The sequence below is a fragment of the Microcoleus sp. Pol14D4 genome (assembly GCF_036701245.1).
Lineage (GTDB): Bacteria > Cyanobacteriota > Cyanobacteriia > Cyanobacteriales > Microcoleaceae > Microcoleus.
On the sequence record NZ_JAUBQM010000001.1, the window covers coordinates 39,116 to 61,549 of the forward strand.

At 44.0% G+C, this 22,434-nt stretch carries 21 protein-coding genes; 8 read left to right on the forward strand and 13 right to left on the reverse strand.

Features of this window, described 5'->3' with window-relative positions:
- Window positions 1–677 precede the first annotated feature (677 nt).
- From QUA33_RS00195 to QUA33_RS00215, 5 genes are all read right to left on the reverse strand, one after another.
- Window positions 678–5,465, reverse strand: a complete 4,788-nt coding sequence (locus tag QUA33_RS00195) for an nSTAND1 domain-containing NTPase (RefSeq protein ID WP_333145506.1) — start codon at window positions 5,463–5,465, stop codon at window positions 678–680.
- Window positions 5,466–5,576: 111 nt separating this feature from the next.
- On the reverse strand, window positions 5,577–7,715 hold the full coding sequence (locus QUA33_RS00200) for a caspase family protein (protein WP_333145508.1): 2,139 nt from the start codon (window positions 7,713–7,715) through the stop codon (window positions 5,577–5,579).
- Window positions 7,716–7,786: 71 nt separating this feature from the next.
- Complete coding sequence (locus tag QUA33_RS00205) at window positions 7,787–8,446, reverse strand: lysozyme (RefSeq protein WP_333145511.1); 660 nt, start codon at window positions 8,444–8,446, stop codon at window positions 7,787–7,789.
- A gap of 54 nt (window positions 8,447–8,500) precedes the next feature.
- Window positions 8,501–9,208, reverse strand: coding sequence for a M15 family metallopeptidase (locus QUA33_RS00210; RefSeq protein WP_333145513.1), 708 nt, complete (start codon window positions 9,206–9,208; stop codon window positions 8,501–8,503).
- 84 nt (window positions 9,209–9,292) lie between these two features.
- Window positions 9,293–9,826 carry a hypothetical protein gene (locus QUA33_RS00215; protein WP_333145515.1) on the reverse strand — a complete coding sequence of 178 codons (534 nt, stop codon included), beginning with the start codon at window positions 9,824–9,826 and terminating at the stop codon, window positions 9,293–9,295.
- Between the two features lie 519 nt (window positions 9,827–10,345).
- Between QUA33_RS00215 and QUA33_RS00220 the strand changes: the two genes are divergently transcribed.
- Window positions 10,346–10,594 carry a gamma-aminobutyric acid A receptor, epsilon-like protein gene (locus tag QUA33_RS00220; RefSeq protein ID WP_333094435.1) on the forward strand — a complete coding sequence of 83 codons (249 nt, stop codon included), beginning with the start codon at window positions 10,346–10,348 and terminating at the stop codon, window positions 10,592–10,594.
- A gap of 133 nt (window positions 10,595–10,727) precedes the next feature.
- Here the strand turns inward: QUA33_RS00220 and QUA33_RS00225 are convergent, their stop codons facing one another.
- Window positions 10,728–11,084, reverse strand: coding sequence for a hypothetical protein (locus QUA33_RS00225; RefSeq protein ID WP_333145517.1), 357 nt, complete (start codon window positions 11,082–11,084; stop codon window positions 10,728–10,730).
- A gap of 121 nt (window positions 11,085–11,205) precedes the next feature.
- On the opposite strand from QUA33_RS00225, the gene ychF reads away from it, so the two are divergent.
- Window positions 11,206–12,297 carry a redox-regulated ATPase YchF gene (ychF, locus tag QUA33_RS00230; RefSeq protein ID WP_333145519.1) on the forward strand — a complete coding sequence of 364 codons (1,092 nt, stop codon included), beginning with the start codon at window positions 11,206–11,208 and terminating at the stop codon, window positions 12,295–12,297.
- A 21-nt stretch (window positions 12,298–12,318) separates the two neighbouring features.
- Entirely contained in the window at window positions 12,319–12,684 is a 366-nt protein-coding gene (locus QUA33_RS00235; RefSeq protein WP_333145521.1) for a phage holin family protein, read from the forward strand.
- Window positions 12,685–12,834: 150 nt separating this feature from the next.
- Here QUA33_RS00235 and QUA33_RS00240 read toward each other — a convergent pair whose 3' ends face one another.
- The 3 genes from QUA33_RS00240 to QUA33_RS00250 form a co-directional block, all read right to left on the reverse strand.
- Window positions 12,835–13,266 (reverse strand): NUDIX hydrolase, encoded by a 432-nt coding sequence (locus QUA33_RS00240; protein WP_333145523.1) that lies wholly within the window; start codon window positions 13,264–13,266, stop codon window positions 12,835–12,837.
- 195 nt (window positions 13,267–13,461) lie between these two features.
- Window positions 13,462–13,914, reverse strand: coding sequence for a DUF3531 family protein (locus tag QUA33_RS00245; protein WP_333145525.1), 453 nt, complete (start codon window positions 13,912–13,914; stop codon window positions 13,462–13,464).
- 127 nt (window positions 13,915–14,041) lie between these two features.
- A complete protein-coding gene (locus QUA33_RS00250) occupies window positions 14,042–15,058 on the reverse strand; it encodes a Sll0314/Alr1548 family TPR repeat-containing protein (RefSeq protein WP_333145527.1) in 1,017 nt (338 codons plus the stop codon).
- A gap of 423 nt (window positions 15,059–15,481) precedes the next feature.
- Between QUA33_RS00250 and QUA33_RS00255 the strand changes: the two genes are divergently transcribed.
- The 3 genes from QUA33_RS00255 to QUA33_RS00265 all read left to right on the forward strand — a co-directional run bounded on the left by QUA33_RS00255 (window position 15,482) and on the right by QUA33_RS00265 (window position 17,805).
- Window positions 15,482–16,153: an energy-coupling factor ABC transporter ATP-binding protein gene (locus QUA33_RS00255; protein ID WP_333145528.1), complete on the forward strand. Its 672-nt coding sequence runs from the start codon at window positions 15,482–15,484 to the stop codon at window positions 16,151–16,153.
- Between the two features lie 97 nt (window positions 16,154–16,250).
- Window positions 16,251–16,994: a 16S rRNA (guanine(527)-N(7))-methyltransferase RsmG gene (gene rsmG, locus QUA33_RS00260; RefSeq protein WP_333145531.1), complete on the forward strand. Its 744-nt coding sequence runs from the start codon at window positions 16,251–16,253 to the stop codon at window positions 16,992–16,994.
- 25 nt (window positions 16,995–17,019) lie between these two features.
- On the forward strand, window positions 17,020–17,805 hold the full coding sequence (locus QUA33_RS00265; RefSeq protein ID WP_333145534.1) for an SDR family oxidoreductase: 786 nt from the start codon (window positions 17,020–17,022) through the stop codon (window positions 17,803–17,805).
- A gap of 180 nt (window positions 17,806–17,985) precedes the next feature.
- Here the strand turns inward: QUA33_RS00265 and QUA33_RS00270 are convergent, their stop codons facing one another.
- The 4 genes from QUA33_RS00270 to rpiA form a co-directional block, all read right to left on the reverse strand.
- Window positions 17,986–18,741, reverse strand: a complete 756-nt coding sequence (locus QUA33_RS00270) for a Fe-Mn family superoxide dismutase (RefSeq protein ID WP_333094427.1) — start codon at window positions 18,739–18,741, stop codon at window positions 17,986–17,988.
- Window positions 18,742–18,955: 214 nt separating this feature from the next.
- Window positions 18,956–20,140, reverse strand: a complete 1,185-nt coding sequence (locus QUA33_RS00275; RefSeq protein WP_445243207.1) for an aldo/keto reductase — start codon at window positions 20,138–20,140, stop codon at window positions 18,956–18,958.
- Between the two features lie 59 nt (window positions 20,141–20,199).
- Window positions 20,200–20,373, reverse strand: coding sequence for a hypothetical protein (locus QUA33_RS00280; RefSeq protein ID WP_333145537.1), 174 nt, complete (start codon window positions 20,371–20,373; stop codon window positions 20,200–20,202).
- A 121-nt stretch (window positions 20,374–20,494) separates the two neighbouring features.
- Window positions 20,495–21,211, reverse strand: coding sequence for a ribose-5-phosphate isomerase RpiA (rpiA, locus tag QUA33_RS00285; RefSeq protein WP_333145540.1), 717 nt, complete (start codon window positions 21,209–21,211; stop codon window positions 20,495–20,497).
- Between the two features lie 214 nt (window positions 21,212–21,425).
- Between rpiA and QUA33_RS00290 the strand changes: the two genes are divergently transcribed.
- Both QUA33_RS00290 and QUA33_RS00295 read left to right on the forward strand, forming a co-directional pair.
- Window positions 21,426–21,776 (forward strand): hypothetical protein, encoded by a 351-nt coding sequence (locus QUA33_RS00290; protein WP_333145543.1) that lies wholly within the window; start codon window positions 21,426–21,428, stop codon window positions 21,774–21,776.
- 192 nt (window positions 21,777–21,968) lie between these two features.
- On the forward strand, window positions 21,969–22,409 hold the full coding sequence (locus QUA33_RS00295) for a glycosyltransferase (RefSeq protein WP_333145804.1): 441 nt from the start codon (window positions 21,969–21,971) through the stop codon (window positions 22,407–22,409).
- The last annotated feature ends 25 nt before the right edge of the window (window positions 22,410–22,434 follow it).

Genomic DNA, 22,434 nt, shown 5'->3' on the forward strand with positions numbered 1-22,434 from the left:
CCTGATTTGATTATTTGGAATTATAGCAACCGCTGAGGTTTCACTGGACGTTATTAATTGCTGAAACCATTGCTGGAAATTCCGCGATCGCATCGACTGCTTCCTGTTTCGTTGCAATCGCCCACAAGCAACACCGTCTCAATTTCAAACTTCTCTAAAATGACTTAACATCGACTGCTTAAGTATGATACTCCAACATTTGAAAATCCTGGCTACTGCTTTACTTATGGTTTGTCTAGGGGCTGTGGTTTCAGTTACAGCACAAAATCATACCACAGTCTGCGGCTTTTTTTTCAGCCAAGACCTGCTTTCGAGTCAATACAATCTGTTCGATAATATCGGCCTTTACTCCGCCCGATCGCCCCATCGCGTCTTGGAGGGCGATCGGCCTTTGTTTATACGACTCTTGGGTTAGAGGATGTTTTAAAAGAGTCGTTTGACCTCATAGTTGGCACAAAGAAGCATCTAAGTATGGGCCCAAACCTTGATTGATCGTCTCAGCTAAGCCCAATCAGAAGGGCTAAATTATACCTTCCTGGACTTTTAAAACATCCTCTAAGGGAGATAGAGAGTGCGATCGCTATTTCTATTGGTTGTGGTTGGGAAGGGCGATCGCACTCCTGCTCGTCTCATTGGCTGGAATAATGAATGTCCCTCTTAGAAAGCTTAATATTACTCTAAGGGCGAGAATTTTCGATCCCATCACACACATGACGATCGCTGTCTGTTTCATTAAAGGTTGCTAGATATTTGCGTACTCTAGTGCAACCTTTGGTTAATAAATTGTCAAATCCTCCCAAATGCCACAACTTAGCATTACCTTTTTCGTCAATAGTAGCTATGACACTACCGTCGGGGCTAATTTCGCCAAACTTTACTTGATTAGTATTGTCATCAGAGCTAGTTTCGTTAGAACTTAAATTAAAATCAACAGACTGATTGCTTTGCAAATCCCATAAGATCATAGTCTGTCCCGCTTTAATGGCGACTAAACTGCCATCATTGTTAAAGCTAATATTGTCAATATCTCTAACTCTCAATCTTCCCAGACGTAAAATTGCCAACTGTTTACGAGAAAAGAAATCCCAAATGGCAACACTACCGTAGGTGGACATAACATCAGCCATAGCTACTAACAGTTTTTCTCCCTTGGTATCGGATTTCCAAATTGCGCTTTGAATGAAGCCTTCATCCCAATTAAATTTTTTCTCTTGTTTGCGTTTAAAATCCAACACGCGCAAAGAATTTGGCGCGTCCGAAGTTCCCTCAAAAATTGCTAATTTTGTCCCATCAGGATTAAAACTTACGCTGTTTACTGATTCATCATGTTCTAGAAGCTTTTTTTCTTGGTTTGATGACAAATCCAATAAACGAATGTCTTTAGGTTGAATGATTGCCACTTGCTTAGCGTCAGGAGCTAAAATCAATTTACTTTCTGGGCTATACTTCGGAGATAAATTTTTCAAATCTTGGCCTGATGATAAATCTCGTAGGTGAATTTTCCCCTCTTCTAAAGTTGCTAATCTCTTACCATCAGGGCTAAAACTTATTGCCTGAACTAAGTTTTGCATTTCTTGTGGTTGGCTCAATGATTCACTCTCTAGGTTCCATAGACGGATAGTATTGTCATTTCCAGCCGTGAGGAATTGCTTACCATCAGGGCTAAAACTGAAACTAGAGACTAAGCCTTGATGACCTTTTAATTCAGTTACTCGGTTGCCAAACCCATCTAACAAGCGAACAGTGCCGTCATAATCTGTGATAGCTAATTGTTCGCCATTGAGGCTATAACTCACTCTAAAAACCTGACCTAATTCTTCTTTGGGAGTGCGTTTTCCTACATTCCAAAACTGACTAATTTGTCCTACTGTTCGTTCCGACCCAAAGGTAATTACCAAGTTCTCACCATTGGGATTAATGATGACATCATCAACTGGAAACTGAGAAAACTCACCTGTGAACTTACTTGGGCCTGTGAATTTATTGTATCGATAGTTCCAGTTCCATAAAAAGAGATCCGTCCCATTGGTATCCCTGGTAGCTACCAGTAAATTGCCATCCTTTTTAAAAGTAATCCCTTGAGCCTTTACTTGTGAGTCTGTTAATGGATATAGTTGATATGGTTGTGGATTGTTCCAAGTCCACAAGTACACGACATAATTACTAATGAAAGCCAGTGTTTTGCTACCTGGACTGAAACTGATGCTTGTTACAGCACCAGGAAGCCTTGATGATTGATAAAAATGTCCGTTTTCCCAGTCCCATAGATAGATTCCTCGAAAACTCTCACTGGTTAACGCTAGTTTTGTACCATCAGGGCTAAACTTGGCATCAATCACTGAGCCAAGAGTTGTTGGTATTTTGTTGCATTGCCTATTGTTTATGTCTCCGACACAGATAGTATCTTTGTTTTTTGTAGTAGCCCACAATAGCTTGCGATTCCGGCTGACAAGGGTATCCTGTACCACTTCATCGGGAGGGAGTTGCCAACGTTCTTGCTCTTTGTTGAGATAAACAGCCCTACGTAAGGTAGCAACGATTTGACTTTGTAGCTGTGAGTCAGGTGGCGCTACTCGCAACAGCCAGTGTTTACTGGATTGGCCAGCCTGTAAACTCTGAATCAAAGTGTCTAGGGTTAGATAATTTGAGCGTAAGCCAGTTTCTGAGGATTGCCTAGCAGTGTTTATTTGACCAATTACACCTATTCTTTGCTCTCTCAAAGCCCAAACAGTTAACCAGCTCAATCCCAGAATTACTCCAGTTGCAATTCCCCAACGCAAATTAACATTTCTGCGCCTCTGCCAAATACTTTGCTGCACAAACTCAGCTTCCACTTGGTTAAACCAGTAGTCGCGAGATTTAAGAGTCTTTCTTAAGACATCAAGATAAGGATTCCCATTCCAAAGAAACTGTGCCTTCTTTTCACGCGGATTTTCTTGAGTATTTTTCTGTCTGACTTTGCTCAACCAGTCTTCAGCAAAGCCGAATGTTTGGTCTAACAAATTTAAAAAAGGTTTAGTCTTATTTAAAAAAGTTGATGGTTGTTCCTGGCTTTTGTATTCCAAGGTAGTGCTTTGTAACCGCACTCTTGCCTCTTGCAGCAGTTGTTGGATATCTTTCTCTTGGATTTGTTTTAACCAGTCTTGCGTAAGATCGATCTTCTTGTCTAAACTCGTTAAAAAAGGTTCAGTTTTTGCTAACAAACTTGGGGGCTGTTCCTTCTCTTTCCAATCCAAAGCAGCAGGTGTCAGTCGCCGTTGCAAAAGCAAATTTTCCTGCTCCTCCTCTTGCCATTTCTGTAATTTATCCCACCCTTTAACTAAGAAATCATGGGCAGGCTCTACATAAGGTTCTCCCGTTTCCTGTCCACTAACAACAAGGCGAGCTTTATCAAGAGATTCTAGGACTACTTTGACTCGCTGATTTTCTTTCTCATCTAGTTGGGTTGGCTCTTGCTTGTTGGCGTAATTCAATTCTGATAATGGCACCCGTCGCCGTACTGGTTCCCCACCTTCGATCTCCACCATCCGCAGCATTACTCGACGCATCGTATCTCTGTGAGCATTATCCGGTAAACTATTATAGATTTCATTGCCTCTGCGACTCAAAGAACCCGCAATACCACCCTGTTTGTAAAATTCTTCATCTACAGTTAAGGCACGTTCTTGCTTACCATCTTTTACCCATGCTTGATGCAGCTTAATATAAAGTTCGCTGAGGGTAAATGATAACAACGGTAAAGCTCCCGGCATTTGACTCACTTCATCAATCAGCTGATTCACTAAGTTAGCTGGCTCGAAATATAATGCCATTTCAGCTGCTGGCTGCTCAATTGCCTGCCGTAACTCATCCAAATTCATAGCTCGCACTGGGAAACGCGCTTCTGTCCAATATTCTTTAAGCGCAGATTGAATAAACCGAGGCTCAAAGTCAGAACGCAAAGTTAACACAATATGAAGTTGCGGACACTTCTTTAGAGCGTTGACAAGCAAGGCTAAAAACTGCTTCTGAATATCCTCTTTTTCTTCAGATTGGTTGTTAGCAGGATTTACCTGGCGACTCATTGTGATTAACTCTTCAAATTGGTCAATTGCCAGTAAGAGTTTGCGATTTGGATTGGTTTGGCTCCAAGTAGATAAAAACAAGCTAAGATGTTCAGGATTTTCTTTTAAGTTATCAGCTAACTTATCTTGAGTTTCCACGAGCGGAAGAATTGCTTTTGCTAAGGCATCAAAGGGGGATTCACCCGGACGCATTGGTTCTAAAATCTCCCATTGATGTGCGTAGCTTATAGGCAGAAATTTGAGAGAAATATCAGGATTAACTTCCAAAATTGCCAAAGTAATTATGCAAGCATAAATGAGAGTAATATCGAATGAGTTGGTAGCTTTTCGTAAATCAGAAATCAACCCAGCTTTTACTAAGCTCGATTTACCGGAACCCGATATTCCTAAAACAACTGTCAGTTGTTGTTCTGGTTGAGATACTGGTCGAGACACTCGAACCGATAATTGGTTAACTAGCTGTTGTCTGCCAAAAAAGAAACGTGCGTGTTGCTCGTCAAAGGATTGCAAACCTCGGTAGGGATTGTTATTTTCATCCAGTGGGGGAGCAGGCTTTAATTTTTCTCGCACAAAACCTGGTAAAGTAAAAATAAACTCCCCTCTGTCATGCTTTTGTAAAGGCCAAAGTCCAGCAGTTTGTAATTCGCTATAGCCATCTTTACCGATCAAACTATCGCGCAGATACAGATAAAGTTCTGGGGCTGTAATCACCTTATCCCCAGTTAAATCTGCCTTCATGTCTTTCAACCCATTAATTAGGGCTTTAGCAAAAGGCGAATGCAGAGAATCTTTATCTATTCCTCGCTCATCAGTATAGTCTAGGGCTTCTTGATTATGAGCAGCAGAGGTGATGGCTTGCCAAGCTGGATACCGAATAAAACGATCGTAATGCTCTCTGTGAATAGTTTCTAAAGCGGAAATAACATTTCTACTACTCGACCAGCGAAAATTCCCAGCAAAGCAACAATCTAAAATCACTAATAAATGATGACAATCGAGTTTAGAAAGTGCTTCATTCAACTTCCGCATGGGTAGATAAGTCTCCCACTTTCCTAACTTGGCATCTTGAGGAATTAAAGCTCCTGCTGGCCCATCTTCACTATTACGTGCAATGCCATGTCCAGCGAAGTAGAATAGTAAGCGATCGCCTTCCGTCAATTTAACTTCATTGGGCAGTGTTTCAAACAATAGTTTATTGATTTCTGCCAATGTAGCTTCGCCATGCTCGGAAAATAGTCTGATTACTTCTTGATACTCATATTCTTGTTCTAAAATATCTGCGATCGCTCTAACATCATTGACGGCTGTTTTCAGTGGGTGAATTCCATTTTGATAATTGTCGATGCCTATAACGACTGCTATGTTGCGATCGAAATTTGTTTTATCTGGGCTCCAACTCATTGCCTTACCTCACCTTTATTTACAAAAAAGCGAAGGTGCATCTTATAATTGATTAAATAATTTACAATTTAGATGCACTTAAAAAACAGTTTTACGTCTAAGCTTTGAAAATTATCTTTGGCTGCTTACACCTCTTTTTACAACAAGCGTTACCTGGTCTGTTGTCCATTCTTCACTGGCATAAGCCGCAGAATTGACATTTTTTGTGGGAGGAGCATCTTCGCTAGCAAAGAAAGCAGCCAAAAATTTAGCTAATGGAGTAGTCGCTCTATCTGGATTTCTACTCTCAATGGGTTTATCTAATGCGGGTAGTTCCAGCCAATCAAAGCTAGTCCCATCAATTGTGGCAAAAACTTTCAGAATATCCGTACCTTCCTGGGAACCGTTGGGAAGGCTTGTATTAATCCGCCACTTGACTTCCTTGCCAGGATCTACAGTTTGAAAGGGTGCGCCAGTTGGGTAGCCTTTTATGATACTCCAATCCGGCTGAATTGCCAGCACCGTAATGTTGAGAAATAGGGAAGATTTGTTGCGAATAATCAAATAACTGTATCGATCCACATCAAGGGTTGGTACGTTGCCAGGATTGTTAAATGGTTTTAATTCTTCCTTATCTCCAGGTACGTAGTCATCTGGTAAGGCAAATAACTCTACCTCGATCTTTCCTTTAAGAGGAGACTCCGGATCGTGGTTATCCAAATCTATAGTGGCGTGATATTTAGACAAATGCACCAAACGTTTTAATACACTAACTGCGGCATTAGGATTGTCTACTTTCAGAGTAGGTCGCAAATTAGAAATTGGTATTCCAGTGCGATCCAAAATTTCATAGTCACCTGCTGAGTTGATAGAAACTTGGTAATCAGCAGCTTCATCTCCAGATACTAACTCCACCCAACCTTTGCCTTCTGGCATTGCAGACTCAACGGCTTGCAGTGCAACTTTTGCATCTATTCCTAAAGGTTGGTCTTTTTCTTCTGGCAATACCAAATGTACTTTACTGACAAGTTGGACATGAGGATACAGCAATAAAGCGGGAGCGCCATCTTCAATATCCTCTATCTTGCTTTCTCCTAGCATTTGGGTAATAGTAGCCCAAGAATTCACCGCACCGAGTCGTGTAATTTGAACCAAAGCTAATCGCTGATTGGTTTGTGTGAAATCTGCGGTTTGAGATGGATAGACGACAAACTCTGCACCTTGACGCAAACCATGAGCTTGACCAGCATTCAACTGAACCCGATTCTCTTCTAAATTTACTTGTATTACTGGTACAGTTAACTGGGTAGATACCAAGTTATTTCCAAAGAAAGTGCCATCGCTTTTTCCCTGCAACATCGGTGTTTGTTTTTCAAACTGACTGTGGACTTTAGCGAAAATGCGATCGTGAAGTGTTTTGGAAGTAACTCCTGTTCCAAATTTCTCTAAAGACCTCAAGAGCCAGTAAGTCAGCGCTCCATTACGCTCGCCATCAAAATCTGTCTCGTAAGCATACTCATTGTCTCGACAAGCAGCTAATAAAGTGTAGCCTTTGGGTTCAGGTAGCCAACCACTACTTGTAACGTTGCGAGTATTGTGGTTGTTTTGTGCCAAGCTTTTCCACGTTTGAGCCAATTCATCCGCAGATCCCACTAAACTCTCTATGGGTCGCGGCGTTGTGTCAACAGCGCCCCCTTCTGAACGACGAATATCACAGTCATCTCCAATCTTTCGCGCAGCCCCTCCAGAATGACAACTATCCAGAGCGACTGTAACGACTAACCCCTTATCCACCATATTTTGTAGAAGTTTTGCTAACTCCATGTCGCGGAGATAGCGAGCGTTTGAATCGCCGATATCTGTGGGAACTAGCGACTCATCAATTCCATCCTCTCCTTTCAGGTTGGGGTAAATCGTCGCCGCACGTCCCCCGTGACCAGAGTAGTGAATGTACACCTGGTCTTCAGCTTGAGCCTTCTCGGTAATTTCCTTAAATTTGGCTATCATATTTTCGTAGGTTGGCCACAGTTCTTTTGGTTCCGGTGGCTCAATTGAAGCGTCAGCATTATTAGAAGCTGTTAGCTTCACAATCTGGGTTTCGGGTACTTGGAGCCTATTTTTCAGAAAAGCTTCTACGTGGTTAATATCCCGTACACATCCCTTCAAGCTTTTGTAGTAACTACCGTCAGATAATTTATTGGGTAGGTAACAATCAATTCCTATAAGTAATGCGTGGAAATTAGAGCGAGTCGAATCGGTTGCGTTAGCCATATTTTTCTTCAGTTTTTATGGTTTTTAAAGTTCTCTAGTTTATTGAGGAGGCTTAAACAACAGTTTAAAACCTAAAAAACTGTCCAATCTTCCCCTAAAAACAAAGCTCTTTCAGCCTTCCGCCTCCGTGTCAATCCTTCTAATTCTTGACTGCCTGCTTTATTCCATCGCGGGAATTGATCGCCCGCTCCCTGAAAGTCTCCTTGGTTTAAAAGCTTTAAAAGAGTTGAATCAAAAAGATTTTCAGGCCCCAGATTAAAAGTAAAAGACACTAACGCCGAAAATTGATTTTCATTGATAGAAACTTGCACAGCCTCAGACACATACCCTTCAAATTCTGCTAAATCTTTTCTCAGTAATTCTTCCGCCTGTGCTTCCGTAATTGTCATACCCTCATATACGCCTTGGGTATGTCCGTATCCAATTGTCCAAACGTCAACAGCATCAAGATAGGCTTCTAACTCCATTCCCTCAAAGGATTTAATCAAATTCACCCCGTCTTGATTGATCGTCATCCCTCCCCGCACTCCTATTTCCATAACTTGAGGAGGAATTTTATCGGGAGGAGCAATGGTAAATGTTTTAGCTAATGTGAATCGCAAAGCTTTTGAGAGCAATTTCACTTGTCCTTCCGTGGCGATCGCCTTTACCGCCACCTCGCCTTCCATTTCATAAATACTTCCATCAGGGAAGATTTCCAGCACCCGTTCCATCGTGATTTTTCCTGGCATTTTGTAGGTGGACTCAATTCTCAAATCAGAACTCTCATTGAGATTACCAACTATTCAAAAACCCTCTACAGGTGATTTGTTGAGTTTTTCTTCGGTGAGCGACCCATAAGCACCATCCTCGTCAATTTGCTCGTTGGGATTGTGCTGATTCCAAAGCCGCTGAAAAGCTAGTACAGCAGTACCGCCAATATCCCGCAAGCCATCACCAACAAAATCAAAATGAGGTCGATCCCATTCACCCAGCCACCGCCAGCCGTGAGCTTCCAAATCGGGTATCCAGGCTTCGGGGTCTTCGATATCTATTGCTAATCCACTTTGGTGATTGCTGTGACCGGGAGGTGCAGCAGCGGTAATTCCACACAGTCCTGCTTGATAGCAGTTGTAGAGAAATAGCTGTTGAGCAATGGTTCGATAAGCTGAGTTCACCATCAGTTTTTCACCCCGATCGCTAATAGCACGAGCCAGAGCTTCTTGTGCAGGCAACTGAAGAAATGGATGAACACCTTCACCCATTTCTACGTTGAGATCCGCGAAACTTACAAGGCAATTTGGCTCTATGTTGTTCATCTGTTCGATGAGTTGTTTGTCGAGCAGGCGGACTACAGCCGTCGAACAACCTGGAGCGTCCAGAAGTGTCACTGTACCGCGAGCGCCTACTTCTTCCAATGCTCGCCGTTGAGCTGGGTCATTATCTATTTGATTGATGCGATCGCACGGTTCAATGTATGTAGGCGTGGTTACTAAAAGACTATCTTGGTTCATGTTCATGCACCCTTAAAAAGTAATAAATTTGCTTTCTTGTCTCAACTCCAAGGGCAAAGCGATCGCCCTCAAATGCACCAACTTCTATCCAAGGCTATTTGCCACGGGCAGTCCCTCGCTGTTTGGCGTATCTTTTTCGTCACCTAACTTTTCTTTCCAAACTCCACAGATTGTCTCTGAAGTAGCCGAAGAAATTGTAGAAGTGGCTGAACAAAGTGTTTTGATAATCAACGTAGCAGCAATTACAGCGAGGGACAAAGCTATATTGAATTGACTCGCTAAAATCGGCGCTAAAAGTGCCACTCCTTTATCAGAGTTTTCTTTAAAGCTTGCCTGAAGTTTAGCTTTTAGTTCTTGATCGTCAAACAGTTCGCCACACATTAAGTTATAAGTTTTGACGTTTAGCTGCTTGAAATAGCGATCGCCAAAGTTGACATCAGCACGATCGGGACTTCCACCTCTCGGAGTCGCACTTAGAGCCTCATCAAGACTTTCTAAAGAAGCCGATCGCGCTGTTGGATCTCTCGCTATTTCTTGAGCTCTGATTCCAAGCTGCGCCTTGAGACTATCTTCATCAAGCTCTAACAGCTTTTGATATAATTCATCACTCTGTGTCATAAAGCTGAATTTTAGTTGTTGAATTTCAACTAAATTTTGGGGCTGGTCGTGGTTTGATTCTAAGAGAGCAACCCCCAAAAATTTCCTAGCTTTTAGTTCAGTCTTAAATTAGCCAAAAGGCCAGCTGCCAACTGGCCAAAAGTACGGGACATAACCTGTACTTTTGGCTAGGTGTCGTGCCAAACTACACGCTGGCAAGGCTTTTCGGAGGGCGATCGATTGCGCGATTGTAGATTTGAGATTTTAGAATTGCTCCCACGGGCTGCCGCGATCGCAGGTGATGAGTACGCTACGCTTTTTTCAAGGGTTCACAGCCTGTACCGGGGGGCTGTGACCAAATTGCTTTCAGTCAGCATAAAAAATCAAATACAGATCGACCCGGTTGCTTTCGTCTACTCCAAAAAGCGGATTAAAAATCGTGCAAAATATCAACTTTTATAAATTTTCACTATTTAGATAGATGCCGTATTTTTAGTTTTTTATCTACGCTAATTGTATCGAGTTATTAATAGAATTGCCGTGATTTTTCCCAACCCTACTCCATTTCCCGGCCCGCAGATTCCCAGTACCGAACCGGGGCTGCCGACTATACCCGCATCGCCACCAGTGCCGGGCCCCGTTCCCGAACCGATTCCCGGCCCAGTACCGGAGCCAGTACCTGCACCAATTCCGCAGCCAATTCCCGAACCGGTGCCGGAAACAGTACCCTCTCCGATTCCTCAAACAGTGCCGGGGCCAATTCCTCAGACAATTCCTGAACCTGTTTAAATTATGTTTTAGTCGATCGCGAAATTTAAGATTGTTTGTGAAGTCGATCGCAAAAACCGGGTTTCTCCAAAGTCCCCAGTCTTTTTGATGAATATCAGACTTGAAAAAACTCGGTTTTTGCCTAAATTATCAATTAATTGAAGTTGAGCGCAGTCTCTTTACAAAGGTCAACAGCATCCAAATCAGTCGATTTGCCGTCAGAGTATTCCGCCCTGACATCGAAAATACAGCCCGCATCCGAGCCGCCGTAGTCAGCTTGATTCCACTCAAAATCTGCCTTTTCCCGATCGGCAATCGGGGCCTCTAGCTCGTTTTCTCCCCAAGTATCCTTATCGGGAGGAGACATATAAACGGCTGTCATCGTCTTGCCGCTGTTGTTAACCACCGAAATTTTGACCATCTCAGCGAAAACGCTAGCTGCTGTCAGCGCTAACAGGGGCAGCGACAGCCCCGCAGCGATCGTTACTTTGCTTAACCACTTGTTAACCATTGAGCCATCTACCTCAAGTTAGATATTTATTCAAGCTTAGCTGTAGAAGTTAGAAGGGACAAGTCAGATATATTGCTATTGCTTATGATATTTTGAAACAGTGATATGTTTCTAAATACCTATGCTTACTGCCGGAATTGTCGGACTGCCTAATGTTGGCAAATCTACCTTGTTTAATGCTCTGGTTGCTAATGCCAAGGCGACTGCTGCTAATTTTCCTTTCTGTACGATCGAGCCAAATACGGGTATCGTGGCAGTGCCAGACGAACGGTTGAAGGTGCTGAGCAATATTTCCAATTCCGCGCAAACTGTGCCGACGCGGATTGAGTTTGTGGATATTGCGGGTTTGGTGAAGGGGGCGAGTCAGGGAGAAGGACTGGGAAATCAGTTTTTGTCTCACATTCGGGCTGTGGATGCGATCGTCCACGTTGTCCGCTGTTTTGAAAATGATGATATCATTCACGTTGCGGGTTCTGTCGATCCGATCCGAGATATTGACATTATCAATCTCGAATTAATTTTAGCAGATTTAGCTCAAATTGAACGCAGGCTCGATCGCACTCGCAAGCTGGCCCGCAACAACAAGGAAGCTCAGGCCGAAGTGGATGTACTCGAAAAATTAGTCGCAGTTTTGAATGCCGGGAAACCAGCGCGGCAGTACAATTTCACAGATGAAGAAGTTGAATTAGTTAAAGGTTTGGAATTACTGACCAACAAACCAATTATCTATGCTGCTAACGTGTCTGATGACGATTTAGCAACTGGAAATAACTATGTCGAACAAGTGCGGGAAGTAGCAGCTAAAGAAAATGCTAAAGTTGTCATAGTTTCGGCGCAAGTTGAGTCAGAATTAGTGGAGTTATCCGAGGAAGAACGAACGGATTTCCTAGAATCTCTGGGGGTCAAAGAAGGTGGCTTAAAATCTTTGATTCGAGCTACTTACGAATTATTGGGTTTGCGGACTTATTTTACTAGCGGCCCGAAGGAAACTCGCGCTTGGACGATTACCGCGGGAATGTTAGCACCGCAAGCTGCGGGGGTGATTCACTCGGACTTTGAACGGGGTTTCATCCGGGCCGAAACTGTGAGTTATGAAGATTTGGTTGCTACGGGCGCGATGAATGCAGCTAAGGAAAAAGGCTTAGTTCGCAGTGAAGGAAAAGAGTATATTGTACAAGAGGGGGATGTGCTGTTGTTCCGATTTAATGTTTAGCTTTTTTAAGGAGATGAACACATGGATATCGTTTCGCTGGCAATTGCTTGGCTGGTAACTTCCGTGAGCTTTTTTATTATTTCCAAGTTGCCCATCGGGGTGGACATTGACACTTTTGGAAAAGCAATGATTTCGGCGGCGGTTTTTGGATTGCTGAATGCTTTGGTGCGGCCGCTTTTTGTGGTTTTGGGTTTTCCTTTGGTGTTGGTAACTTTTGGTTTGTGGATAATTGTTATCAACGCTGTTATCTTTGGATTGGCGGCTTGGCTAGTGGATGGATTTCGCTTGCGGTGGGGAATTTGGAGTGCTTTGCTGGGGGCGATCGCCCTCGGTTTTATTAACTCTATTCTCTATCAGGTGTTGAGTACGCTGCCTAGTGTAAGGTAGATAAATGTAACGCGCGGGCGGAAGGAAGGGGCGGGTTTATTCATCCTGTTAGTTATCGCAAATATTTCAGGGGAAACCCGCCCCGACGGCAAATATTTGAGGTTTAATTCCTCCATATCAGGTATTTGTTTTTTGGTACTGGTTGAGTTATTAGCCTTCGCAGTAGTCGATAAATTTGTCTGGAACTAGGCGCAATTCGCCCGATCGAAAGCGCTCTATCGGCATCCAAAATGCAGTATGTTCCCCATCTCCGTCTGCAAAATCCAGACTATCCAATTCATAAAATTTGGAATCAACAAAATCGCACTGGTATAGTTGTATTAATTCATGTCCGGCTTTGCCATTATAAACAAAGAAGTTTTCCAAACAAGCCAAATATTTGATATTTGTTAACTCGGCTTTAATTTCTTCTTGAAACTCTCTTTGCAAAGCGTCGATGCTGTGCTCTCCGAATTCTATACCACCGCCCAGAACTCGGTAAAATGTGTCTTGTTTGACCGGATCTTCGCATTCTGACACGAAAATGCGATCGCCCGATCGAATTAATCCTAAAACAATTACGCGAATTGTACCTTTTTGCATAATTAGTTATCAGTCATTAGTCATCAGTCATTAGTCATCAGTTAACTGGTTCCTGGGCTCTGCCTAGGAATCAATGTCCAGAGGCTCTGCTTCGCTTTCGGAGCAGGCAAATATGAGGCAGAGCCTCCGGATATCTGTTACCAGGCAGAGCCTAGTAACGAGTAGAATCCTCCCCTAATGAGTAATCACTAATGACTAATTATCAGCAGCAAAAGACTCTCGACGGCGACTGGTGTCAACGGGCCAGTCTGTATTTTCCCCGCCAATAATTAGTTTTTCAATCGTTACGAATTCTTTGCTGAGTTGCTGGAAAACATTAATCAAGACATCGAGGCCAATTGCATCGCTAGTGCCCAAATCAAACCAGCAGCGAGCCCAAGAACCTTGATACTCCATTTCTCCCATATTGTGCATCAAAGCCATCATGCTTTGGTCGGCTAGATTAACATCGTAATTCATCTGACTGATATCTAAGCCTTCATCTTGAACTTGCAAATTTTCCGCATTAAATCCTCCGAGTTTTCCCAAGAAAAACCAAGAGTCAAACACTTCTTCAACATACTGTTTTTCACCGTTTGAAGGCACGTTGCTGAACTTCAGCCAAATCCAGAGGTCAAAGGGGTTAAACTCGCGAAACTCTACTTGCATCAATTTTATCAAAGAAAGGGAATGGAATTGCAGGAATTGAATTGCAGGAGAGAGGAAAAGTGGGAGAGAGGGAGACAGGAAAAATTTTCCTCCTGACTCCTGACTTCTGACTTCCCCTCGACTCTTTTTATAGTGGTGGTAAGGCTGCCGGCCCCCAGACTCCATCTGCATCTCTAATTTTATCGCGCATCGGGTCGCAGGCGCGAGATTTGCTGTCGAGACGGTTGCGGGTCCTGCACTGCTGAAAGAAGATTTCGGCTACTAAACTGCGCGGCAGTTGGTCGGGTTTTGCTAAGGCGGCGTCGAAGTTTTTTCTGGCTTCCTCAAGTAAGGTTTTGTTGCCGTCTTTTCCCTGGGATTGGGAAAACAGAATTTGTGCTTTTAGATAGAGAACTTCGGGATTATTTGGCGTTTCTGCTAGCGATTTGTTCGCAAATTCTAAAGCGCGATCGTACTTTTTCAAGTCTCGATAGCCTACTGCCATGCCGCGATAAGCTAAGTAGCGGGGAGAGGCTTTTTGTTCGAGTCTTTGAATGGCTTCGTTGGGGTTGGAAAAGGGCAGGTTTGTGGCTAGAATTAAGTCCATGTAGCCTTTGAGCAGGTTGAGTTCGGGGTCGTTTGGCGCTATTTTATCTGCGGCATCTAGGTATTGAAATACTACTCGCAATTTACTCAAAGCTTGGGGCGCGCCTTTGGCTGTTCCTTCTTTGGCTATAATGTTCGCCCCTTCTAGAAAGTGACCTGCTGCTGTGTAAATATTGCCGCGCAATGGATTAGTTTTAGTCAATTTTTCGCCGACTTCGCGGGTTTTTTGTGCGTAGGAATTCATCGAGTTTAAGTCCTGCTCGATGTAGGATAGAGAAGCTGCCATTGCATAGGCTAGCGGTTCGTTTGGTTCGGCTGATAGTGCTTGTTGAATTTGAGTTTTTGCTTGTTTGTAGTTTCCTTGCTGAAACATTGTTTTGAAAGCGGTTTCGGTGTTGGGTCCGATCGCCTGCGGGTTGCTGCTGCGAAAGGGATCGCCCGCTACTGCGGAGTTAATGCAGATGCTGAGGGCGATCGCTCCTGCACTGGCGATCGCCCGCACTGTCTGTTTAGAACTTAACATTTGCTTGCCCAGCGATGCTAAAGGGGTTTTCGTCATCGTCAATTCTCTCAATGGAATATACTGTAAACTAGAAACAAGAGAGTTAAATTTTCAGACTCTCGGGCCGCGACCAAAAAAAGAGTGAAATTTGCTTGATTTTTTGTGGTTGTTGAGGTATATTTTAATAATGGGAGTGTGGCTTGTAATATATTAAAGGACAGATTTCCATTATTATTAGAATATACCATGAAAAAACAGAAAAATCAAACCCCCATCCTGAAAAAAAGGAAATTTTTGTTAAGATTTATGTAAAAGAATTGTGTGCGATCGACCCAGCCAAAAACAGCCTTAACTATCAATAGCACAACCAGAAGTTCCCCGCTCCAACAATAACTATTTTTCTGATTGTTGACTGTTGAGTGTTAACAACTGCCAACTGCCCACTGCCAACTAACAACTGCCAACTAACAACTGCCGTTAATGCTTTATCTAAAAAACTTAGTATATCATCCTACCGCCTGTCCGAATCCTATTCTGAAAAATATTAACTTAGAACTGCCCTCGCAGCAAATGGGGCTGATTGTGGGTCGCAGCGGTTCTGGCAAAAGTACCCTATTAGAAATATTAGCAGGTTTAGCGGAAAAAACTAGCGGCGACATCCGTTGGCGCGAACAAGAATTAACACCGGAACACTTGCAACAATTAGGAGGTTTAGTGTTCCAGTTTCCAGAAAGGCATTTTTGCGGAGGCACAATTTTAGAAGAATTGCGACTGGGGCATCCTGAATTGGGACAAGAACAAATCAACAAAGCAATGGCAGAAGTGGGACTCGGACATTTGCCGCTGCGGGCTTCCCCCCACGCTTTGAGCGGCGGACAACAGCGCAGGGTAGCCCTGGCGGTGCAGCTAATTCGGCAGCCGCATTTGCTACTTTTGGACGAACCGACGGCGGGTTTGGATTGGTCGATGCGGCGGCAGTTGGTAAGCTTGTTGAGTAAGTTGAAAAGTCACTGGACTTTGTTGATTGTAACTCACGATGCTAGCGATTTGTTGAGCGTTGCTGACCGATTTTGGACTTTAGATCACGGGGATTTGCAGGAGGTTGATCGAGCTAAATTAGAAGCTAAGGAAACGAGTTTTGTTAGTCATTAGTCATTAGTCATTAGTTAGTGCGGGCGGGTCTACCGCATTATGAAGCATTTTTAAGTGCAGAGAATTTGCAAAGCTTACAAAAGAGTGGGAATAGAAGATGAATCAGATTACAATGCCTGTGTTGCCCCAGATGAACGAGTTGTGGCAAAAAACGCTGAATTGGCAGCCGGATGAGTCGCAGCAACAAAAATTTCAGCGGCTTTACGAGTTAATTGTCGAGGGAAATCGCTCCTTGAATTTAACTCGAATTACTGAGCCGATGGAGTTTTGGGAAAAACATTTGTGGGATTCTCTGCGGGGAATTGCCAGACTGCTGCCAACTAATCACAATTCGGCGGAAAATCCCGAATTGTCCGCCGAGTCGGTGCACAAAGCGATCGACATTGGGACTGGTGGGGGTTTTCCGGGTCTGCCGATTGCGATCGCCCTGCCGCAACTATCAGTTACTTTGCTCGATTCTACCCGCAAAAAAATTACTTTTTTGGAAACAGTTGTGCCGTCTTTAGGGATAGAAAATGCGGCGACTTTGTTGGGTAGATCTGATGAAATTGCCCGAGCGCCGCAGCACAAACAAGCTTACAATCTAGCACTTCTCAGAGCAGTTGGAGCAGCTTCTATTTGTGCTAAATACGCGCTGCCATTCCTGAAAAATGGCGGTTTAGCTGTGCTTTACCGAGGGAATTGGACGGTGGAGGAAGAAACGGAGTTGCAAAGGGCGATCGAGCATTTGGGCGGTAAAGTTGAGTCAGTCGAAGCATTCACAACGCCGACGAGTCAGGGGGCGCGGCACTGCGTTTACTTGCGGAAAGTTGTACAGCAGTTCGAGCGTCCCGTGCGCTAGCTACAGCCGTTTTTCAATACTAACTATGCTTGCCAATAAGATTGCACTTGTTACAGGTAGCTCGAAAGGAATTGGTGCTGGCATCGCCCTTGAATTAGCCAAATCGGGTGCAGATATTTGTGTCAACTATTGCGATTCTCAAACGTCGGCGCGAGAAATAGTCAACCAGATTCACTCACTCGGCCGTCGCGCTATCGCGATTCAAGCAGATGTCTCACAGCGCGACCAAGTGGAAAGGATGGTCGATACGTGCGAGCAAGAACTCGGTCAAATCGATATTCTAGTAACAAATGCGATCGCTAGCGTCCGAAACACCTTGCTAGAAACTAAATTTGAGGATTTGCAGCGGACACTAGAAATAGGGGTGTACGGTGTGTTTCACGTATGTCAAATAGTCGCCCGCCGTATGGTGGAAAGGAAGGCCAAAGGCTCGATTATCCATATCTCATCCCCGCACGCCCATTTTCCCTATAAGGGTGCGATTGACTACAACACCACCAAAGCAGCCTGTCATCACCTGGTTCTTTCTATTGCGAATGAACTGATGTGGCACAAAATTCGGGTCAACATCCTAGAGCCTGGGTGGACTGATACTCCGGGCGAGCGACGCTGGTACAGCGACGAATTGCTTGAGTCGTTCAGCAACAGAATGCCTCTCGGTAGGATGGGATTCCCGGAAGATTTAGGCCAAGCAGCAGTTTTCCTGGCATCTGATGCAGCTAGCTACATCGCGGGCAGCGTGTTAAAGGTAGATGGTGGACTGTACATTGAGGGCAGTCCGAGTTTGACAGCAGAATCAGAAAATAAGTAGGTAGGTGGAATTAAACGAACCATCTAACAGTATGTAAACATTGCTCAGTCAGCCACGCTTAATGCTCAGGATATTTTACAATCGTTGACTTACTTAATTGCGTTTTACAGCGCCTACCTACTTAAAACAGAGTTGGTTGTTGAGCTGTTTGCGCTTAGTTCAACAACAAACTTTGTGGAACTAGGCGCTCGCCTTTTCGTAGCGCTTGTTAATTTCCGCCCAATTAACAACATTCCACCAAGCTTTTAAGTAGTCGGCGCGCAAATTTTGGTATTTGAGATAATAAGCGTGTTCCCAAACATCGTTACCCATAATTGGATAGTTGCCATCTATCAAAGGCGTGTCTTGATTTGCCGTAGTTGTAATCTCCAGTTTGCCAGCTTTATTGCGGACTAGCCAAACCCAACCGCTGCCAAAACGCTTGGCGCCGGCATCGTTAAATTTTGTTTTAAAATCGTCAACACTGCCGAAAGTTTGCTTAATTGCTGTTGCAATTGCCCCTGTGGGTTCGCCACCGCCGTTGGGACCCATGATTTCCCAAAACATACTGTGATTTAGGTGTCCCCCGCCATTGTTACGCACGGTTGTGCGAATATCTTCCGGCACTTTGCTCAAATCTCGCAGCATATTTTCCGCACTCATATTTTTGAGTTGCGGGTATTTGCTGACAGCATCGTTGAGGTTTTTAACGTAGGCGGCGTGGTGTTTGTCGTGGTGAAATTGCATTGTCCGCGCATCGATGTGCGGTTCTAAAGCATTGTATTCGTAAGGCAGAGGTGGCAGCGTAAAAGGCCCGGGGGTTTGGGCTATTTTTGGGCTTTCTGCAACTGGACTTGCTTGCGATACATTATTTCCTGACGCTTGGCAAGCACCTGCGGTAATAGCTCCGACGGTGGCTGTCACTAAATACAAGAAATCTCGGCGTTTAAGAGTCATAAAAAGTACCTGAGTGAATTATTAACTGTTTTATCTCAGATTAAAGCAAAATGGGAGTGAGTTGAGAAAAAAAGTTGTATCGCCCGAATGGATGAGACGGATGGGCGATGGTTGTGAGAGTTTCTCAAGTATAGGCTAATTGTGTGCGCGTAACTAACTCACGTGCTCCGGTTCACTAATCCGGTTTCTGTCTCGAAACCGGGTTTTTTTTAGATTATTCTTGGGACAAGCGCTGGATGGCTTGACCTCCAAAAAGCCGATCGGCTGCTTGAAGAATACCGGGAATTTTAGCAGCGTGGGGACTGTGGGCGAGAGGGCGGCGCAAGTCTAATTCATCGAGGCGATCGGCTTTTTTGCCGGGGAACCAGTGGCCCCCATTACCTAAAAGGTTGTAGCGCATCTTGCAATAGTCGATCGTATCGTAAGCCTGCGCCAAATTCCACAGCCACAGAATCACATAAATATTAATGCCTCCGGGAGTATTTTCGATAGTTGGTAAACCTACGTGCCAAGTTTTAAACCAATCTTCTCCTAATTTATCAATTGCTGCTTTTTCTAATTTTTCTAATATCGGAGGCAAAATTTCATCGGCTCTATCTAACAATTTTACAGCTTTCAGATGTTCGTTAAAATCTTCAGGTTTGGCTGCGCCCAAACTCAAAGTGTGTACTTGCGGATGCGACAAACAAAACAAATCGTTAAACACCATCGGACTCAACGGATAGCACAAATCTACCAATTTTTGCGGCGGGCTGTAAAGTTGACCGCCTTTATCGGAAGGACTGATAATAAAAACGCCCATATCGTGACGTTTAGCAGCTTCAATAGCCGGCCAATTAATTTGATTGATGTAGTACCAGTGCAAGTTAAGATAATCAAATTGATTAGTTTCTATTGTTTTGACAATCACATCCGTCGGGCCGTGGGTTGAAAAACCAATAAACCGAACTTTGCCTTCTGTTTGCAACTTTTTCGCCACATCCATGCAGCCGCCCGGACGCATTGACTCCTCTAGCAATTCCCAGGTATTAATGCCGTGTAGTGACAGTAAATCGACGTATTCTAGTTGCAAATAAGCTAAGGATTTATCAAATTCTTCGCGAAACTCTTGGGAGTTTGGTTTGGGGCTAACTTTCGTTTGCACTATCAACTTTTCGCGGGGAAAGTTCGGCAAAATTCGCCCCAGTTGCATCTCGGAAGTGCCGTAACCGCGAGCAGTTTCTATATGATTGATGCCGCATTCAACCGAGTAGCTAATCGTTGCTTCTAGATTTTTTTGATTGTCTGGTGGAATTTCATTTGCTGGCACGTCTTGCCATTTGTACTGATATCTCATGCCACCGCAGGAAAAGACGGGCATGGATAATTCTGTGCGACCGAATCTGCGATATTGCATCATCATAATCTAAGTCAAAGCTATAGCAGAAGGAAGTTCGGCAACGGATTCTGTAACGGATGTCAGGAAGAAGGAAGTTCGGCAACGGATTCTGTAACGGATGTAACGGATGTCAGAAAGCCGGAAGATGTAACAATCGCAAGGGTTTCACTGATTAAGAACTTCTTAATAGTCTTGGCGGTTGCTATAGGGTAAGAAACCTTGTTTTTGGTGTTTTTGCCGGTTGTAACTGCCATATTGCAGCACCCTCCTGAACAGGCAAGATGCCTGTTGTACAAAGAGTTATTGCAGCAGCATCCTGAACAGGCAAGATGCCTGTTCCACAAAGAGTTATTGACCACCAGGGGGCAGTTTTGACTATTTAGAAATCTCCCGTACTACTGGTTTTCCGTCTTGGATTTCGCCGACTAAAACCAAATCTGTACAGTCTACAAACAAACCATTTTCTAACACACCGGGAATGTTATTCAAGCTTTTTTCCATTTCTCCGGGGTTGGCAATGTTATCAAATTGGACATCGATTACCATATTACCTTGATCGGTAATTACGGGGCCTGCTTTTTTCACACCCATGCGGAGTTCTGGTTTGCCACCCAATTTTTCAATGGCGCGCATCACTGGTGTTAATGCCATCGGTATAACTTCGATGGGCACGCGAAAAGTCGAACCCAATTTATCTACGATTTTGGAACTGTCCACTACTACAATAAACTGAGTTGCGAGGTAATCGACTACTTTTTCGCGGGTGTGGGCCGCACCACCACCTTTAATTAAGTTGAGGTGAGGATCTACTTCATCAGCGCCGTCAATAGCAACATCAATTCTGTCGATTTCATCTAGTGTTGTCAGCGGGACTCCGTACTGTTTGGCTAACACTTCTGATTGAAAAGATGTCGGTACTCCCTTGATATCTTTGAGTTGACCGGATTTTATGCGATCGCCCAATGCTTGAATAGTATAAGCTGTAGTTGACCCCGTGCCGAGTCCGACAATCATACCAGATTTTACGCGATCGGCGGCAGCAAAGCCGACTTGCTGTTTCATCAATTTTACGGGATCTTGTTCTGTGGTCATGTTCGGTACTCCTCAATAGTTTTAAGATTATACCATTTATTATGGATTTCTTTAACCGCAGAGAGCGCAGAGAACGCAGAGAGGAAGAAGAAGAAGAGAGGGAACTCGCAAATTATTTCAAGTGGGAACTTCTCTCTTTTTTCTCTGCGCCCTCTGCGTCCTCTGCGGTTAAACAAAAAAAATATAGTTCACAAATCGGCGGATAATTGCCACAATGAAAATTGGATTTCTCGATACCTACACTTGGGATTACAATATTGAAACTCCTTACCCCGAACCTTTGGGTGGCACTCAGTCGGCTATTTGTTACTTAGCTGAGGCCTTAGCTGCACAGGGAAACGAGGTATTTTTACTCAACAATACTTCCGAGTCGGGGATATGGCGCGGCGTTGATTGGAGGCGCAGGGTGGAGGACAAATCTAATTTAGAATTGCTGCGATCGCTCGATTTTTTAGTTATAGTCAATATAGTCGGCAAAGCGCTGAAAGTTAAGCCGCTTTTGGGGCATCACATTAAGTTAATTTTGTGGATTCATAACGAACCGGGCTTTGTATTTCTCCAATAGTTCCATAATCAGCGAGAAATCAATGCTTGCGATGCTTTTGTATTTGTCAGCGACTGGCAGCGCGAGCAATTTCATCGACCCTTTGGGATTGACTCCAATCGCTGTTGTGTTTGAAGAAATGCGATCGCATCTTGTTTTGCTAACATTTTCGCAGATAATCTTTATATCCTCACTCATAAATATCGACCGCCCATTCTAGCTTGCACCAGCACTCCATTTCGGGGACTCGATATTTTGTTAAAAGTCTTTCCCGAAATTCGTCAAGCTGTCCCCGGAACCAGATTAAAAGTAGTTTCAAGCATAAAAGTAAACCAAATAGACGACAATGATAACAAGCTTTTTGTAGGTCAACTTTACCGCCCGTGTCAGGCAACAGAAGGCGTCGAGTACATCGGTTCCGTACCCCCCCCCGAACTCGTCCGGCAACTGAACGCAGTTGCCGTTTTAGCTTACCTGAATACCTATTTAGAAACCTCATCTATTGCCGTGATGGAGCCAATGGCCAGCGGTTGCCGGATTGTGACGAGTGAATTGGCAGCTATGCCGGAAACAACTGCTGGATTTGCCCGTCTAGTTTCCCTGTCAGGGGTGGAAAATTTTGCATCGATAACTAATTGGAAGCGGGCGGGCTAACCAGATTGGGAGGGATATACAAGGC